Origin of the sequence: Flavobacterium sp. N502536, assembly GCF_025947345.1 — a bacterium.
In the GTDB taxonomy this organism is placed as follows: Bacteria; Bacteroidota; Bacteroidia; order Flavobacteriales; family Flavobacteriaceae; genus Flavobacterium.
In genome coordinates, this window is record NZ_CP110011.1 from 2,714,793 (window position 1) to 2,732,635 (window position 17,843).

The window sequence follows — 17,843 nt, forward strand, 5'->3', positions numbered from 1 at the left end:
TTCAATATCTTATAATGATATCATGATGAAAGTAAGAAATTTTTTAATAGCTATTGTTTCTATCGCTGGAGGTTTTTCTTCTTATGCGCAATCGAATTTGCTTAATGCAAAAACACCTGATCAGATAGGACTTAAGACTCCTGCGCAACTTATTTCTGATAACGATAAGCCTTTAGCTTATGGTTATGTAGATGATAGAGATATCTTAATGGGAAAAACTACTTGGGAAATCATTGATTTAAATGAAAAAATCAACTTTCCAATGTACTTTCCGGTTGATACGGCTAATATTGGTTCTGACAGACGTTCACTTTATGACGTTTTGACGAAGGCTGTTAAAAACGGCAAAATAACTGAAGTATACAGCGACAGTTATTTCAATACTAAAAAATCTTTGAAAGATATTCAGGGTGCGTTATCTCGTATTGATACAACAGATGCAGGTAGAGAATTAATCAACCAATATCCGGACGACTATAAAACACGTGTAGTGAAGAAAAAAGTAGTTACGGGTACAGGTAAGAAAAAAGTAGTTTCGTATGTGGATGAAACTGTTGGGCCAACAAGAACGGTACCAGCGGAATATATCCTGAAACAAGACTTAACTGCTGCAGATGTTACACAGTATAAAATTAAAGGATACTGGTATTTTGACAAACGTCAGAGTGAATTGAAATATCGTTTACTTGGAATTTGTCCAGTAACTCCGGATGTTTACACGATGAACAGTGACGAAAAGGATTATATCGAGTTATTTTGGGTTTTCTTCCCTAATGCCAGAGAGGCACTTCACGAAGCAAAAGCATTTAACGACAGTAATTCTGCACTTCCAATTTCATTCGATCAGATCTTAAATTCAAGACGTTTCAATGCTGTTGTTTATAAAGAAGAAAACTTGTACGGAGATCGTGAGATCAAAGATTACATGAAAGACAACGCACAAAACCAATTGTTAGAATCTGAAAGAGTAAAAGAGAAGATTCGTAACTTCGAGCAAGATATGTGGAACTACTAAGTATCTGAATAACAATATATCAAAAACTCTTACTACATTTGTAGTAAGAGTTTTTTTTTGTCCATTAATAAAAGAATTAATTGCTGAATCCGGAGGGATCGAGATTTTTTTATAAGCTGTTCCAGGTGTCTTTATGGTGCTTTTATCTGGTTTTTTGGTAGATGTAGGAAAAAGAACAATAAATAGTATAAGTTTACGTTCAATAGATTTTAATCGTCTCATTATGAAAATAAGAAAGTTTTTAATCGTTATTATTGGAGTTATCGGAAGTTTTAGTTCTATAGCACAATCAAATTTACTGAATGCAAAAACAGCGGATCAGATTGGGATAAAGAAGGCGTCTCAGATTGCTGCAGACAATGACAAACCTTTGTCCTATGGTTATGTAGATGACCGGGATGTTTTGATGGGAAAAACGACCTGGGAGATTATTGATTTAAATGAAAAAATCAACTTCCCTTTATATTTTCCGGTAGATACAGCCAATATTGGTTCGGACAGACGTTCGCTTTACGACGTTTTAACCAGAGGAATAAAAGCGGGCAGAATCACAGAAGTGTATGCCGACAGTTACTTTAATACGAAGAAATCACTTAAAGACATTCAGGGCGGACTATCACGTGTCGACACCACGGATGCAGGTAGGGAGTTAATCAATCAGTACCCGGACGACTACAAAACGCGTGTAGTCAAGAAAAAAGTAGTTACCGGAACAGGTAAGAAAAAAGTAGTTACTTATGTTGACGAAACAGTTGGCCCAACCAGAACAGTGCCGGCCGAATATATTTTGAAACAGGATTTAACGGCAGCAGATGTTACGCAGTATAAACTAAAAGGATATTGGTATTTTGACAAACGTCAAAGCGAATTGAAGTATCGTTTACTCGGAATTTGTCCGGTAACACCCGATGTTTATACCATGAATAGTGATGAGAAGGATTATATTGAGCTATTTTGGGTTTTCTTCCCCAATGCGCGGGAAGTATTAAACGAAGCGAAAGCATTTAATGATAGTAATTCTGCACACCCTATCTCGTTCGATCAGATTTTAAATTCGAGACGTTTTAATTCGATTATCTATAAAGAAGAAAATGTATATGGAGATCGTGAAATTAAAGACTACATGAAAGATAACGCACAAAAGCAACTGTTAGAATCTGAACGGGTAAAAGAAAAGATTCGTGACTTCGAGCAGGATATGTGGAGCTATTAAGGATATCGTAACATTATACCAAAAACTCTTACTACATTTGTGGTAAGAGTTTTTTTTATTTTACCCTATTTACACATGTTGGATTATATAATCGTCGGATCTGGATTGGCTGGAATTTCATTTGCTGAAATTGCGCTTAAAAACAATAAGTCTATAGTAGTTATAAGTGACGAATCGCAAAATTCATCAAGAGTTGCCGGAGGCTTGTACAATCCGGTGATTTTAAAACGCTTTAGCGAGGTTTGGAAAGCGGAGGAACAGCTGTCCTTAATGGACGAATTCTATGAAACCCTTGAAGGTAAATTGAAAACCAAGGTAAATTTTAAACTTCCAATTTTAAGAAAGTTTTTCTCCATAGAAGAGCAAAACAATTGGTTCGCGGCTTCTGATAAACCACTTTTAGCGCCATTTCTTTCCACCAAATTAATCTTTAAAAAATACAGCGGTATTGAGTCTCCATTTGATTATGGAGAAGTTTTGCATACTGGTTATGTGGATACCGCGCTTTTATTGGATAAATACCACGAATACTTACTTCAAAATAAAATATTCCTTCAGGAGTCATTTGATCATGCGCAACTGATTATTCACGAAGATTTTGTGCAGTATAAAGAATATCAGGCCAAACACATTGTTTTTGCGGAGGGCTTTGGCTTGCATGCCAATCCATTTTTTCAGGATTTGCCGTTAGATGGGACTAAAGGAGAGCTTTTTGTGATCAAAGCACCGGATCTTGATTTGGATGTGATCGTAAATACCAGCGTCTTTATTTTGCCTTTAGGGAATGATTTGTTTAAAGTTGGTGCAACCTACAATTGGAAAGACAAAACCGATGTGCCAACAGAAGAAGGGAAAACTGAGCTACTGGATCGTATAAAGGAAATTATCAGTTGTGACTTTGAAATTGTTTCGCATTTTGGTGGAGTGAGACCAACTGTACGCGACCGAAGACCCATGATAGGAACGCACCACCAGTACCCATGCCTGCATCTTTTAAATGGCTTAGGAACACGCGGTGTTATGCTCGGACCGGCAATGGCCAAAGATTTGTTTGATTATATCGAAAACCAGCAAGCTTTAGATCCGACAATTGATATTCATCGTTTTTATAAAAAAAGAAAATAGTTTTATTCTTTTCCTGCGTTGGGATCGTAAGAAACAAACATGTTGATGTACAGGTTTCTGGAAAGTCTTAAAACAAACGGAAACAATAGAATTAAAGTGATAACAATGGTCAGGAAAGACTCTTCAATTGAAGTTTTAAAAAATACAAATGAAACAATAAAAGCTGCAATTCCTACGGCAACATTTAAGCCATAACTCACATACATTGCACCATAAAAAAACGACGGTTCAATCTGGTACTTTAACCCGCAGTGACTGCAATTTTCGTTCATTTTAAGAACCTTGGTCAAATGCAGCGGATTTCGGTCTGAATACATACTTTCTTTCTGGCATCTCGGGCAGCTTCCTGTTAGTATACTGTTTAGTTTGGATCCTTTTTTTAACATGGTTACAATTCAATTAGGTGTTGAAGTTATAGCGAATCATTTTCTGTTTTTAGTGTGAAGATTTTTGACACTGAGAAAAAATATTCAAAATTTATCTTACAAAGAAGAGTGAAGCAAAGATACTATTTTAGTTTGTATTTTTCGCCATAAAGCAAGCTACGACTTATTATGACTGCCAGATGCGGTTTTTTTGAGCAACCAAACTCAATTTGTTAATAAATATTTTCGGTTTTACGGAAACCCACATTTTTACTTAGCTTGCTTTTTGTATCATTGTATGTTTTATTTTTTTTTAAAGGCATCTTAACGACAGTAAAATTAAAGAAAAGGCAAAAAAAGACATCGATTTATCAAAGAGTATTATTGGGTTAGGTTGGGGTTAAATAAGGAGGCAGGGCCTAATTTTGATTTGGAGACTTCGGTTATAAGGATCAATAATAAGAAAGTCAATTGATAAATTATAATAAACAGGTATTTCTGTAAGCATTTTAAAAAGTATTCATTTGAAAATAGAGTATAAAAAATATACCCATATCTCTTTCGATTTATGGTTGACACTGATAAAATCCAATCCGGAATTTAAGAAAAAAAGGAATTTATTATTTAAAAATTTCTTTGAAATCGACGGTACGATAGATAAGGTAAGCGAGGTAGTAAGATACTATGATGTTTTGGGTAATAATATTAACGAAAAAACAGGATTGAATATAGATACGTATGAACTTTATTATCTAATTTTAAGCGCGCTGCAAGTTGATATTGCTAAAATTGATACCGATAAATTAAGTCAGTTTTACGAAGAAACAGCTTCTTTATTTATGGAGTATAAACCAGAATTGATTTTCCCGGATACAAAGAAATTATTTCAGGAAATGACAAATGAAGATAAGTCTATTAATATCTTAAGTAATACAGCTTTTATTAAAGGCAGAACCTTAAGAAAGTTATTGGCACATTATGAATTGACAGATTATTTTAAGTTTCAGATTTACTCTGACGAAGTTGGATTTTCAAAACCAAACAATGAAATTTTTCAATTGGTTTTTGACGAGATTAATACCTTTAAAAGTGCACAAAAAAAAGAGATATTGCACGTTGGAGACAATAGTGTTGCCGATTATAATGGCGCAATTCGTTTTGGATTTGATGCACATCTATTAAAAATATAAAAGTGAATAAAAGTTACAGCTTACACAAGATTCTTGACAGCGATAATTGTCCGTTTAGAGAACAGGAATACAGTAAATTTAAATTTGGAGACAAATCATATGCAGAGCAATTTGCAAAAGACTTGTTTGAGGGTTTTGTAAAACAATTTGGAGAATTGCTGTTAGCGTCAGAGCAGGAAATTGTTATTCTGCCAAGTCCATACCTGTCTATACCTACAGCTTCGAATTTTTTATGTTCTTACTTTAAAAAAGAACTGAATAGTTTCCTCTTTAAGAATGGTAAAAAGACCAGTATAGAATCAAAAATCTACAGAAATCAAACCTATGTTACAGATTACGGTAATTTAGATTTTGAGGAAAGAGTGAAGTTAATTTCGAATGATACCTATTACATTGACCGCAATTTTATAAATGGAAAGCTTTGCATTTTTGTTGATGATATTAAAATTACGGGTAGTCACGAACATACTGTGAATAAAATTCTAAATCAATACAATGTAAATGGAGATTTTGTTTTTGTGTATTTCGCAGAACTTGTGAATAAAGACATTCATCCTAAAATTGAAAACCACTACAACTACTATGCGGTTAAAAATGTTGAAGATATTGTTGAGATTATAAACAGTCCTTCTTTTCAATACAATACCCGAATCGTCAAGTTTATTTTAAGTTTAAACGAAGAGCAGTTTAGGTATTTGGCAGAAAATATTTCAATCGAAAAAACGAATGACTTATTTCATTTGGCAATAAGCAATAATTATCATCAGATTTTAGAGTATCAATCAAACATTAATGTAATAAAAATAGATTAAAACTATGGCTATCAATTTACAAAAAGGACAACGTGAAAACATAAATGCACCCAAATTCACCATTGGTTTAGGATGGGATACTAACAGCAGCAGTACAGGATCAGGTTTTGATCTTGATGCGTCGGTATTTATTTTGGGAGACAATAAAAAAATAATATCAGATTCACATTTTGTTTTTTACAACAATCTGAAATCACCAGACGATGCGATAATACACACAGGTGATAATTTAACCGGAGACGGGGACGGTGATGATGAGCAGGTAAAAATTGACTTGACTAAAATCAATTCGGCAGTAAAAGAAATTTGTGTTGTGGTAACCATTCATGATGCTGAAAACAGAAGACAAAATTTTGGTCAGGTTAGAAACTCTTTCATTCGTATTGTAGACGAAAGCAATAACAGTGAAGTGGTTAAATATGAGTTAGAAGAAGATTTTTCAATAGAAACAGCTGTAGAGTTCGGAAGAATTTACAACAAAGACGGGCAATGGAAATTTGAAGCTATTGGCGTTGGAATGAAAGGCGGATTAGAAGATTATTTAAATAAATACAATTAAAAAGATATGGCAATTAATTTAGAAAAAGGACAACGTATCAGTCTTGAAAAAAGCAATGGTACTAAATTACAAAATATTTGTGTTGGTGTAAACTGGGGAGCAATTGAGAAAAAAGGCTTTTTCGGAACCAAAAAAGAAGCAGTAGATTTAGATGCAAGCTGCGCGGTTTATGATGACAAAAAAAATCATATTGACTCCGTAAATTTTAGAAAACTATTGTCAAACGATCGTGCGATCAAGCACAGTGGTGACGATTTAACAGGAGATTTAAATGGTGATGACGGTTTGGATAATGAGGTAATTACTTTAGACTTTTCGCAATTATCACCGGCTGCCAATCATGTTGCCTTTTTTATAAATAGTTTCAGAGGACAGGATTTTAAAGACATTCCTTTTGCTTCTATCAGAATTTATGAAGGAACTCCAACAAAAGTAAGTCAGGAATTTGCCCGTTATGATGTTGCAAATGACGCTTCTTTTGCCGGAAATGTTTCTATGGTTTTAGGTGTTTTTTATAAAAGAAACGGAGATTGGAAATTTAGTGCAATTGGAACACCAACTAATGATAAAAAGTTGGAGCAGACTATCGTTACCATTCAACAAAACCATCTATAACTAAATTATGTCAGAAAATCAATTAGTTGCCCAAGAGAATACTGCATTGATTGATAAGGATGGAAATGTAAACTTAACTTCAATTTCTGAAACGGAAGTTAATAGTTACAAGTCGATCTCAAATCAGTTAAATGAAAATGATACCAATTCAATCTTGAATTATGGAGCTGATATCCAAAATTCGATTGCGAAGCAAAGTGATACTTTTTTAACTAACGTCAGAACTTATAACTCAGGTGAAGTTGGTACATTGATAAATGACTTGCTTACAGAGTTAAATTATGTTGATGTAGATCAGTTGGATCAGGGACCGTTTAAACGATTCCTTTCTAAAATTCCGATTCTGAACAAATTGGTAGTCGATGTAAAAAAATTATTCCAGCAATACGATAAGATTACTGTAAATATTGATAAAATCAGTAATAAAGTAAAGGCAGGAATGATCAATTCTGTAAAAGATAACAGTGCCCTTCAAACCATGTTTGACGGAAATGTGAATCTTATTAAAGAGATGGAAAAACACATTATTGCAGGACAAATTCGATTTAAAGAATTGGGTGAAGAGCTTGCTGTAATGGAAGGTAATCCGGCGCAATACCAGGATTATCAAATCTCCGATAAAAGGAACTTTATCAATCGTCTGGACAAACGTCTGGCCGATATGAAAATTGTTCGTTTTATTATGTTGCAGTCTTTGGCGCAGATTCGTGTAGTACAAAACAACAACACTTCTATTGCCGAAAAAGCACAGTCGATTTTGACAACCACTATGCCGGTTTGGAAGAATCAATTAACGCTTGCGGTTGCTTTACAAAGACAAAAGCAGAATATTGAAGTACAGCGAAGAGTATCTGAAACAACAAATACTATCTTGCAGAAAAATGCTGAAATGTTAAAACAAAACAGTATTGAAGTAGCAAAAGAAAATGAAAATACAGTGGTATCTCTTGAGACTTTAAAAATGACAACAAAATCATTGATTGATACGTTGACAGAAGTAAAACAAATTCATGAGCAAGGTACTGAAACCAGAAGACAGCTTGATGCAGGATTACAAAGTCTTGAAGTTGAACTAAAAAAAGGTGTGATAAGTTAATTGAACAGAAATCAGTTAAATGCAAGAGGAAGAGGAACGGTTTGTTCAAATAATAAAAGATAGTAATAGAAAACTTGTGATTTTAGAATTGTTATCCAATTTCTTTAGTCACAAGGATTTTGTTGGTGTTTTAATAAAAACAAGAATTATTCATGCTCTCTTTGAAAACAATAAAACATTAGACATAAATAAACTTGAACTCTTTCATATACAGTTTACAAGCAGTTTTATTGAATTGTTTCAGAAATTAAAAAAATCGAAAGAACAGCAGTATCTTTTGATTTCTGATGAGATTTATATCAATGAAGATATGATAATCAAATTAGAATCAGAAATTGGAGAATCCGGATTTGCAGAAAAAGCAAAGGCACATGCAAAAAATATGTCCGGAAAAATTGAAGAACTCTATAGTATGTTTGCCAATGAAAACTCAGATTTTTTTAATTGGAACGAAATTATAAGTTTTTCAGACCGTGTCAAACAAGAATATTATCGGGAGATCACAGTTGAAGAATATGAAAAAATAGCCTCTTTAGATAAGAAGTGGTATGAAAATAAACAGGTAAAATTTGAGAAGAAACTTTTAGGAAGACTGAATATCCTGAAATTTAAAATTAAGTTTTTGTGTGGACTGGTTTGCAATAATGAAGTTATTGAGGTATTCGAATTTAGAGACACTAATGATAGATTTGTTTTTTTAGTGAATGGAAAAGTATTTTACTTTTTAGAGGAGTCAACGGCAAAAGAGCTTAATCTTACTAAAAATGACTCCGTAAAAGGGGAGATTATCACACAGCTAAAAGAAAAAAACACAGCATTAACAGTCGAATTGAGTACCATAAAAACATCATTTCCTGAAAATGTGAGTGGTGTATTGGGAGAATATTTGAATAAAATTTCATCTATAGATTTTATTGAAGATCTTCAAAATGTAGATGAGCAAACCAATATTTTAAAAACAATGTTAAATATTAATATTAAATAAAAGAAAAATAAAATGGCAATTAATTTAGAAAAAGGTCAAAGACAGAGTATTGAGGCACCAAAATTTATTGTTGGACTTGGCTGGGATAGTAATTCAAGCAGTACAGGAGAAGGTTTCGATTTGGATGCTTCTGTTTTTTTAGTCGGTGCTAATGGAAAAATTCCTAATGACAACCATTTTGTTTATTATAATAATTTGAAATCACCTGATGGTGCTGTAACACATACCGGAGATAATTTGACCGGAGCAGGAGACGGGGATGATGAAAAAATTCAGATCGATTTGTCTACAGTATCACCGGATGTAAATGAAATTTGCTTTGTTGTAACCATTCATCATGCGGATACCAAAAGACAAAATTTTGGTCAGATAAGAAATTCATTTATCAGAATTATTGATCAGACCAATACAGAATTAGTAAAGTACGAGCTTGATGAGGACTTTTCTATTGAAACAGCTGTTGAGTTTGGAAGACTTTACAAACGAAACAATGAATGGAAGTTTGAAGCTGTAGGAATTGGAATGAAAGGTGGTTTGCAAGATTATTTGAATAAATACAATTAATAAAACAATGGCAATTAATTTAATCAAAGGGCAAAAAATTGATTTGATAAAATCAAATGGTGAATCATTAACCAATTTTTGCGTTGGTGTAAACTGGGGCGTAATTGAAACAAAAGGATTCCTTGGGCTGTCAAAAAACGTCGTAGAAATTGATTTGGATTTGAGTTGTGTACTGATTGATGATCAGAACAAACTTTGCGATCATTTGTACTCTCCTTTATACAAAGTAGAAGCTTTGCAGCAGTTTGGCCTTACAAAAGGAAAATTGTTAAGTACTGATGGAGCTTTAAAGCACACCGGTGATGACCTTGCAGGTGACAAAGGTGGAGATGACGGTTTAGATAATGAGATTATTACAGTTGACCTTTCTAAAGTTGATGCCAAAGTGAGTCAGATATTTTTCTTTTTAAATAATGCAGGAAAAGAGGATTTTTCTAAAATTCCTTATGCGAAAATCAGAATGTACGAAGGTACTCCAACCAACGTGGTTTCAGAATTTGCTTCTTATAACGTTTCTGCTGATTCAAAATATGTAAACAAACGTTCTATCATTATGGGAAAATTGTACAAACATAATGGAGAATGGAAATTCAGCGCAATTGGCGATCCAACAGCTGATACATTTTTAGGACAGACGATTCAAAAAATACTTCAGTCTTATCTGTAATGGAAATTTTTTTAACAGTCAAAATTGAAAGAATCTGCACGACTGCTTGCGGAGCTGTATGAGATTGTATCAAAAAAGATGTAATGTAGTGGAGCAATACTATATGTCATCAAAAATGATATGTTTTTGATGATGTAAATGCTCTAAGGTGCCTATTTTATATATCCTTGGTTTATGACGATCAGTACTTGTTTCAATGGCAGGGAAATCGTAATATTGCCCGCCGAAAGTTAACTTCACTAAAAGATTTTACCAAAGACAAAGAAATTCCTATTGAAGCAATGATAGAGCTTAATGACAAAAAAAACTTTCACAAGAAGAAGCAGCAAGAATTATCAGAATTATAAATGCCAATCAATAAATTTTAAACTAACCTAATTAATATTCAAAATGAATCAACACCCTATTTTTTCAGAACACCCGGATTAATAATCGTTTTTGCGATTGCAATAGTGATTATGCTTTTACTGGATTTGGGAATTTTTAGTAAAAAAAGCCATGAAGTAAGCAACAAAGAAGCAGTAACCTGGTCATTAGTATGGATTAGTTTAGCGATGATTTTTAGTGGTTTGGTTTATTATTTTGCGGGACCGGCGAAATTTTACGAATTTCAGTCGGCTTACTGGATTGAGAAAGCACTTTCTGTAGACAACCTTTTTGTATTTATATTAGTCTTCAAGTTTTTTGATGTAGCCAACCAAAACAAACACAAGGTTTTATTTTGGGGTATTATCGGAGCATTGGTTTTGAGAGCTATCTTTATCTTTTCGGGCGCTTTTTTAATCGAACTTACTTATTTAAACAAGCTTTTAAGCCTGGTTGGAATTGAAGGTTTCAAATACGATATTAATTTAATCATGACAGCTTTCGGACTGTTTTTGGTCTATGCAGGAATCAAATCATGGTCTGCCGGCGATGATGACGATGAAGAGGATTATAACAATACCAGAGGAGCAAGATTAATCAGAAAGTTTTTTAGCGTTAGCGATAAATACGACGGAGATAAATTCTTTACATTCGAAAACGGAAAAAAACTGGCAACACCACTTTTAGTAGTAGTAGCTGTAATTGAGTTTACCGATTTATTGTTTGCGGTAGATTCTATACCGGCAATTTTCGCCATTTCGAACGATCCGTTCATTCTTTATACGTCTAACATTTTTGCTATTTTGGGACTGAGAGCCTTGTTCTTTTTATTGGATAACTTCATTCATTTGTTTAGTAAATTGCAGTATGGTTTAGCTATTATTCTTTCGTTTATTGGAGTAAAAATGATTATTTCTCCATTTTATCATATTGAATCTGTGTATTCATTACTTGTAATTGGTGGAATTCTGGCGATTTCAGTAATTGCATCAGTGATGTTACCAGAGCCAAAAGAGGCATAAGGAATACAATAGATAGTATATTAAACGGATAAAGGTCATTTAGGCTTTTATCCGTTTTTTTTATGAAAATGCCTTGTACCATTTGTTTTTAAAACGACAGTCGAAACTTAAATTAATTGTCATACTTTTGCACTTTCAAAAAGTAAAGTAAATAAGGTACTTAAAGCCTTTACTGCTTGCAACAATAGTTACACATTATGCTTAATATACACAATCTTTCGGTTTCTTTTGGAGGAACATATTTATTTGAAGAAGTTACTTTCCGTTTAGGAGCTGGCGACCGCGTAGGTCTTGTTGGTAAAAACGGAGCTGGTAAATCTACAATGCTTAAAATGTTAGCAAGAGATTTTGCTCCTGATTCCGGGGTTATTTCCCAGGAAAAAGATATCCGAATGGGGTTCTTGCGTCAGGATATTGATTTTGAACGCGGAAGAACGGTATTGGAAGAAGCGTATGAAGCCTTTACAGAAATTAAAATTGTAGAGAAAAAACTAGAAGAAATCAATCATCAATTGGTTACCAGAACCGATTATGAAAGTGAAGAATATGGCCAGATCATCGAAGATTTATCTGATTACACCCATCGTTTTGACCTTCTTGGAGGTTATAATTATGTAGGAGATACAGAGAAAATTCTTTTAGGATTGGGTTTCAAAAGAGAAGTTTTTAATAACCAAACCGAAACATTTTCGGGAGGTTGGAGAATGCGTATTGAGTTGGCTAAACTGCTATTGCAATCCAATGATGTATTGCTTCTGGATGAGCCAACCAATCACCTGGATATTGAGAGTATCATTTGGTTGGAGAGTTTCCTTCGTAACTATCCGGGAGTTGTGGTGATTGTATCGCACGATAAAATGTTCCTTGATAATGTAACCAATCGTACGATAGAAATCTCTTTGGGGAAAGCCTATGATTTTAATAAGCCGTATTCGCAATATTTAGAATTGCGTCATGAAATTCGCGAAAAGCAACTGGCAACTCAAAAGAATCAGGCGAAGAAGATTGAAGAAACTGAAAAATTAATCGAAAAGTTCCGTGCAAAAGCTTCCAAAGCTTCGATGGCGCAATCGTTAATTAAAAAGTTAGATAAAGTAGAAAGAATCGAAGTGGATGAGGATGATAATTCGGTAATGAATATTTCGTTTCCAGTTTCAAAAGAACCGGGAAAAGTAGTAATCGAAGCCGAACATGTAACAAAAGCTTACGGAGATAAAGTTATTTTAAAAGATATTGATTTGTTGGTAGAACGCGGAAGTAAAATTGCTTTTGTGGGACAAAATGGTCAAGGGAAATCGACTTTTATTAAGGCTATTGTAAACGAGTTTGAATACAAGGGGAACATCAAATTAGGACATAACGTACAATTGGGTTATTTTGCTCAAAATCAGGCAGAATATCTTGATGGTGAAATCACATTGCTGCAAACGATGGAAGATGCGGCAACCGATACCAACCGTATGAAAGTTCGTGATATGCTGGGATCCTTTTTATTCCGCGGAGACGATGTTGAGAAAAAAGTAAAGGTACTTTCAGGAGGTGAGCGTAACCGTCTGGCACTTTGTAAACTGTTGTTGCAGCCTATCAATGTTTTGCTGATGGATGAGCCTACGAATCACCTGGATATTAAATCGAAGAATGTCCTGAAAGCAGCACTTCAAAAATTTGGAGGAACGCTGTTATTGGTTTCTCACGATAGAGATTTTCTTCAGGGAATGTCAAATATCGTTTACGAATTCAAAGATCAAAAGATAAAAGAATACTTGGGAGACATTAATTATTTCTTAGAGCAACGCAATTTGGAGAACATGCGTGAGGTTGAGAAAAAAGATGTTGCGAAAGCTGCGGCTCCAAAAGAAAGCAATAAAACTTCTTACGAAGATCAGAAAAAAGGAAAAGCACTTCAAAACCGATTGAGTAAAGTAGAGAGTCAAATCAAGCAATTGGAAAAAGACATTCAGCACGATGATAAAATGCTGGCCTCGAATTACGACAAACACATTGAAGACGCCTCGTTTTTTACCGCATACAACAAAAAGAAAAAAGACTTAGATCAATTGCTATTGGACTGGGAGATCGTTCAGGAAGAGATTGATAACTTTAATGCTTAATTAGTTTCAGTCGCTGTCACAGTCTTCGGTCTCAGTGTTAGTTTTCAGTTTTGAAATGAATATATAACTTTGCCAGGGATTAAACTCTGGCAAAGTTTTTTTTATGCTCAAAGGTTTTCGCCTCTAATAAAAAACATCTCACATCTCACATTTCACAAATCACAAAATAAGACCGATAGATTTAGAGTGCATAATAGCCTCACTACTGTCTTTATAATAGCAAACAGAAACCTCTAAATTTTCGAGATTTTTCAGGATCGCTTTGGTGGCTTCTTTTTTGTGTTTCCCTGTTTGTCTGATATAAACTGCTTTTACGGTTACAGGAAATATTTTGCAGATGCGCTCATACAAAATGGGGTCTTGCTGCGAATCATCTCCTAGTAAAACATATTTAAGATTGGGGTAGAATTCCAGAACGTGTTTTATTTTATCAAATTTATGATCGTGATTCCCACGTCCGCTCATGAAGAAATCGGCGATTCCTCTTTTGATATCTTTCAATAGAATTACGGCTCTCGGCAGATGATGTATTTTGGTGAATTTGACGATAAAACGATACAAATTCCATTCGCTGCTGGATACATAAAAAAAAGCGTTTTCCTCTTCCTTATTATTTCTTCCGGCTGAACTCAAAGCCTGATAATGCGGAACGACACCTTTAAAAACCTTACGGTCGTTTACATTTTTAAACAAAAGAACATATATTTTCCGAAAGAAATTCCCGGTGTGCGAAATCAGAAAAGTGTCATCAATATCCGAGATAATACCTAGTTTGCCTTTGTGAGGCCTGATAAAACTGCCTTTTTCGGTTATGGTCTCCGTTTTATGTTTGATGCTGACTTCGTATTCAATCCAACCAAAATGAGTTTCTTTTTCCAATGGAATACAAAACTTAAAGTAACCGTCGTCCAATGTTTTGGTGTGAATCTCCTGATTGCCGCATTTTAGATAAATATCAAAATTTTTGATGGTTTTTATTCTGAACTGATTGATAATTGAAGTGGCATTTTTGAAGTTTTTCTTCTGAAAATCATACTCATAGGTTCTTCTGAAAACATGTCCCATTACAATTAATTCTTCTTCATTGGCGTAACCGCGATATAATTGTAAAATTGGTTTCATTAATTGTGTATATTTATGGATGATGTAAATTAATTATTTTAATTGATTTTAAAAACAAAACTTTGAAAAAGAATATCCTATTTGTGGTAAATCCTATTTCGGGAGATCTGGATAAATCAGATTTAATATCCGTTGTGGAAGAGTTCGCGGCTACCAATGATTTTGATCTGGAAGTTTACGAGACGACCGGAAAGAACGATCAGAAAAAAGTACAGGGGCTTTACAATCAGTACCAGCCCGAACGTATTGTTGTGGCCGGGGGAGATGGCACCATAAAGATGGTGGCCGAAGCGGTGGAGCAGTTTGATGTCGTTATTGGCATTTTACCCGCTGGTTCAGCCAACGGATTGTCGGTCGATTTAAACTTGCCGGATACCATCGAGGAGAACCTGAAAATAGCTTTTTTGCATCATTATATCGAAATGGATATGATTAGTATTAATGGCAAAAAAAGCATTCATTTGAGTGATATTGGCGTAAATGCTAATCTGGTAAAGAACTATGAAGAAAGTAATTTACGTGGTTTCTGGGGGTATGCTTTACAGGCATATTCGGCTTTAAAAGAATCAGAAGAGCCTTTTGTAGCCACAATCTCAGCTAATCATGAAACCGTCGAGCATACCGCGCGAATGATTGTTATTGCCAATTCTCAGAAATACGGCACAGGTGTCATTATTAATCCGAATGGTGCGATGAACGACGGAAAGTTTGAATTGGTGATCTTAAAAAGCCTCGATTTATTGTTAATCGGAAAAATTATAACAGGAAACATGCCGATTGATTCGGATGATATTGTAATTATTTCCACAGATAAGGCGACGATAAAAACAGATTATCCGGTGAATTTTCAGATTGATGGAGAGTATTGTGGGGCGCAAAGCTCGCTGGAAATTCATATTTTGCACAAACAAATGAAAATAGCAATTCCCTAATTTATATTCTGTTTGAAACCGATTGTGAAATGTATCGCCCCGATGGGGCTAAAAACGGTGTTTGAATCTATTTCTATAGATATTGTACTCCTAGCGGAGTTTACTCTTGTAATTTTAGGAAGAGATAAATATTGATTGTTTTTTTGCTCTCTTCTAAATTCCGTAGGAATGTTTTATATTGTAGCAACGGATTTTAATCCGTTGAAATAGGGTGGTGTTTTATGAGTTCCATAGGAACGATTTGTATAACCTTCAATCTAAAATCTCTTAACTAGCATTATAAATTCAGTATTTATTTAAACGGATTTCGTTCCTGCCAGTCCGTTTTGGGTTCGAGATAATTAAACAATCGGCCAATATTGTGATTGATAAGGGTGTTGCTGTGGGTAATTAATCCGTACATCTTGACCGGCTTCGCTCCAACAGAGCTTTTAATTTCGAGGGCTGTTCGGGCAAATACAACGGTTTTGAAACCGTGATTGATCGAATAGGCAATCATGTCGTAAAGCATGTTCAGGTACAGCATTTTTTCGCGTTGAATGGTCTCATCATAGCCTAAAAAATAGGTGTCCATTGCGTTTCCATTTTTAATTAGTGTATTGAATCCTATTAACTTCTCTTCTAAAAAATAGCCATAAAATAAAAAATTATCTTTCATGATTTCTTTAAAAAAGCTAAAGTGATTTCGGGCTAAGAAAAAGGTATTAAAAGGGGCGTTTTTGGCCACATGAAAATACAAATCGTAGATAACATCCTCGTAGCGTTTAATTTCGGCTAAAGACATTTTTCGCTTCTCAATTCCGTCTGCTTTTTTCCGGGCCCGTTTGTATTGATCGCGATATTTTTTTGACAGTGCATCAATATAATTTTGTTCAGAAGTCCATTCTTTATGGATCTCAAAAATCATATTGGGTTGGGTCGAAAAGGTATAATTGTTTTTAAATTCGGCCTGGAGGGGGATAATTTCAGTCGCTGTAAAATCTTTTATACTCGTAATATGAACTTTTTTTCCGTTTGCTTTCAGGTCTTTTTTTAGCTGATTAATCGCTTTGTGCAGTGTTTTAAAGGCTATGGGTAGCTTTATGTCTGAAGCAAATACAAATGCATTTTGTCCTGTAAGCATATTGTTTCCCACAAATAACACATGAGAAGCAAAATTCTTAAAAGCAAAATTGCGCACAGAGGTTTTTAAACATTGGTCGCGTTCGCCAAAGGAATCTAATTTTTCGGTAAATAGAAACTGAGTTAAAACAATTCCGGTCAGTTTGTTATCGTTGAAAATTCCAATAAAATGACATATCATATTTACCGGACAGGAGTTTTCCAGTACTTCAAGATATTCTTTGGTTAAAAAAATATTCTCTACGGCCAGAGAATTCCATTCTGAGGGCAGTAGCGACGCGCTGTTGTATATTTCGAAAGAATAGGTTGTAGTCAAAAGAGTGAGCTAATTTCTTCAAAATTAGATAATATTTATAAGAACTCAATTGCTTTAAGTTATTATTAAGAAAACCCGTCTGAGTTTTAATTTCAAACGGGTTTATAGGTTGTATGTTAGGCAAATGCACAGATGATTCCGCCCATCAGTGTAAGCGAAACTGCCCAGAAGCCAGCATGAATAAAGATATATTTCCATGATTTTCTCTCAAATAAACCATTGATTCCAATCACTGGTAAGGCAAAAAACAAGGCCGACATGAATCCGTGAAGGGCACCATGTTTAAACGTGCGGTAGGCTAGTCCGTAATCATTCAGAAAAGCAGCATAGGAAGGTTTTGCAGTGGCAACCAAAGGAGGCCCGCCCACCATTCCCAAAGCACCGGTTTGGTGGATGGTTAGTGACATTAGAATTACGGTAATCATTAAGGAAAAAAGGTACGTAAAACCAAATATTTTAAGCATATTTCCTGTTCGAAGATCTTCTTCTGTGAGATTATTTTCTCTCATCCAGACAGTTCCAAACACTTTTGGGTTGTACCAGATAAATCCAACAGCCAGTGTTACGACTGCAGATAAAAATAGGGCAATAGGGTTAAATTCCATAATATGAGGTTTTTAGGATTAGTTGTTCAAATTTAAACAAA

At 34.5% G+C, this 17,843-nt stretch carries 18 protein-coding genes; 14 read left to right on the forward strand and 4 right to left on the reverse strand.

Going from position 1 to position 17,843, the window contains the following annotated elements:
* Positions 1 to 25: 25 nt before the first annotated feature.
* The 3 genes from gldN (OLM61_RS11790) to OLM61_RS11800 all read left to right on the forward strand — a co-directional run bounded on the left by gldN (OLM61_RS11790) (position 26) and on the right by OLM61_RS11800 (position 3,353).
* Entirely contained in the window at positions 26 to 1,015 is a 990-nt protein-coding gene (gene gldN / locus OLM61_RS11790) for a gliding motility protein GldN (protein ID WP_264526378.1), read from the forward strand.
* 223 nt (positions 1,016 to 1,238) lie between these two features.
* A complete protein-coding gene (gene gldN / locus OLM61_RS11795) occupies positions 1,239 to 2,228 on the forward strand; it encodes a gliding motility protein GldN (protein WP_264522879.1) in 990 nt (329 codons plus the stop codon).
* A 75-nt stretch (positions 2,229 to 2,303) separates the two neighbouring features.
* Positions 2,304 to 3,353: an NAD(P)/FAD-dependent oxidoreductase gene (locus OLM61_RS11800; protein WP_264522880.1), complete on the forward strand. Its 1,050-nt coding sequence runs from the start codon at positions 2,304 to 2,306 to the stop codon at positions 3,351 to 3,353.
* A gap of 2 nt (positions 3,354 to 3,355) precedes the next feature.
* Here the strand turns inward: OLM61_RS11800 and OLM61_RS11805 are convergent, their stop codons facing one another.
* Positions 3,356 to 3,739, reverse strand: coding sequence for a DUF983 domain-containing protein (locus OLM61_RS11805; protein WP_264522881.1), 384 nt, complete (start codon positions 3,737 to 3,739; stop codon positions 3,356 to 3,358).
* 503 nt (positions 3,740 to 4,242) lie between these two features.
* Here OLM61_RS11805 and OLM61_RS11810 point away from each other — a divergent pair.
* The 10 genes from OLM61_RS11810 (at position 4,243) to OLM61_RS11855 (ending at position 13,705) form a co-directional block, all read left to right on the forward strand.
* Positions 4,243 to 4,908, forward strand: a complete 666-nt coding sequence (locus OLM61_RS11810) for an HAD family hydrolase (protein ID WP_264522882.1) — start codon at positions 4,243 to 4,245, stop codon at positions 4,906 to 4,908.
* Between the two features lie 2 nt (positions 4,909 to 4,910).
* The gene (locus OLM61_RS11815; RefSeq protein ID WP_264522883.1) at positions 4,911 to 5,720 is read left to right on the forward strand and encodes a phosphoribosyltransferase family protein; all 810 of its coding nucleotides are present in this window, start codon (positions 4,911 to 4,913) and stop codon (positions 5,718 to 5,720) included.
* A 4-nt stretch (positions 5,721 to 5,724) separates the two neighbouring features.
* Entirely contained in the window at positions 5,725 to 6,279 is a 555-nt protein-coding gene (locus OLM61_RS11820; protein ID WP_264522884.1) for a TerD family protein, read from the forward strand.
* A gap of 6 nt (positions 6,280 to 6,285) precedes the next feature.
* On the forward strand, positions 6,286 to 6,894 hold the full coding sequence (locus OLM61_RS11825) for a TerD family protein (protein WP_264522885.1): 609 nt from the start codon (positions 6,286 to 6,288) through the stop codon (positions 6,892 to 6,894).
* Positions 6,895 to 6,901: 7 nt separating this feature from the next.
* Entirely contained in the window at positions 6,902 to 7,990 is a 1,089-nt protein-coding gene (locus tag OLM61_RS11830; RefSeq protein ID WP_264522886.1) for a toxic anion resistance protein, read from the forward strand.
* Between the two features lie 19 nt (positions 7,991 to 8,009).
* Positions 8,010 to 8,975, forward strand: a complete 966-nt coding sequence (locus OLM61_RS11835) for a hypothetical protein (RefSeq protein ID WP_264522887.1) — start codon at positions 8,010 to 8,012, stop codon at positions 8,973 to 8,975.
* Positions 8,976 to 8,987: 12 nt separating this feature from the next.
* Positions 8,988 to 9,539 carry a TerD family protein gene (locus tag OLM61_RS11840; RefSeq protein WP_264522888.1) on the forward strand — a complete coding sequence of 184 codons (552 nt, stop codon included), beginning with the start codon at positions 8,988 to 8,990 and terminating at the stop codon, positions 9,537 to 9,539.
* A gap of 7 nt (positions 9,540 to 9,546) precedes the next feature.
* Entirely contained in the window at positions 9,547 to 10,206 is a 660-nt protein-coding gene (locus tag OLM61_RS11845) for a TerD family protein (RefSeq protein ID WP_264522889.1), read from the forward strand.
* A gap of 458 nt (positions 10,207 to 10,664) precedes the next feature.
* Entirely contained in the window at positions 10,665 to 11,594 is a 930-nt protein-coding gene (locus tag OLM61_RS11850) for a TerC/Alx family metal homeostasis membrane protein (protein WP_264522890.1), read from the forward strand.
* A 197-nt stretch (positions 11,595 to 11,791) separates the two neighbouring features.
* Positions 11,792 to 13,705, forward strand: a complete 1,914-nt coding sequence (locus OLM61_RS11855) for an ABC-F family ATP-binding cassette domain-containing protein (protein ID WP_264522891.1) — start codon at positions 11,792 to 11,794, stop codon at positions 13,703 to 13,705.
* A gap of 159 nt (positions 13,706 to 13,864) precedes the next feature.
* Here the strand turns inward: OLM61_RS11855 and OLM61_RS11860 are convergent, their stop codons facing one another.
* A complete protein-coding gene (locus OLM61_RS11860) occupies positions 13,865 to 14,827 on the reverse strand; it encodes an App1 family protein (protein WP_264522892.1) in 963 nt (320 codons plus the stop codon).
* A 62-nt stretch (positions 14,828 to 14,889) separates the two neighbouring features.
* Here OLM61_RS11860 and OLM61_RS11865 point away from each other — a divergent pair, with 62 nt between their 5' ends.
* Entirely contained in the window at positions 14,890 to 15,759 is an 870-nt protein-coding gene (locus OLM61_RS11865) for a diacylglycerol/lipid kinase family protein (protein WP_264522893.1), read from the forward strand.
* 292 nt (positions 15,760 to 16,051) lie between these two features.
* Here the strand turns inward: OLM61_RS11865 and OLM61_RS11870 are convergent, their stop codons facing one another.
* Together OLM61_RS11870 and OLM61_RS11875 are read right to left on the reverse strand one after the other, a co-directional pair.
* Positions 16,052 to 17,197 (reverse strand): GNAT family N-acetyltransferase, encoded by a 1,146-nt coding sequence (locus OLM61_RS11870; protein ID WP_264522894.1) that lies wholly within the window; start codon positions 17,195 to 17,197, stop codon positions 16,052 to 16,054.
* A gap of 116 nt (positions 17,198 to 17,313) precedes the next feature.
* On the reverse strand, positions 17,314 to 17,802 hold the full coding sequence (locus tag OLM61_RS11875; protein WP_264522895.1) for a DUF1761 domain-containing protein: 489 nt from the start codon (positions 17,800 to 17,802) through the stop codon (positions 17,314 to 17,316).
* Between the last annotated feature and the right edge of the window lie 41 nt (positions 17,803 to 17,843).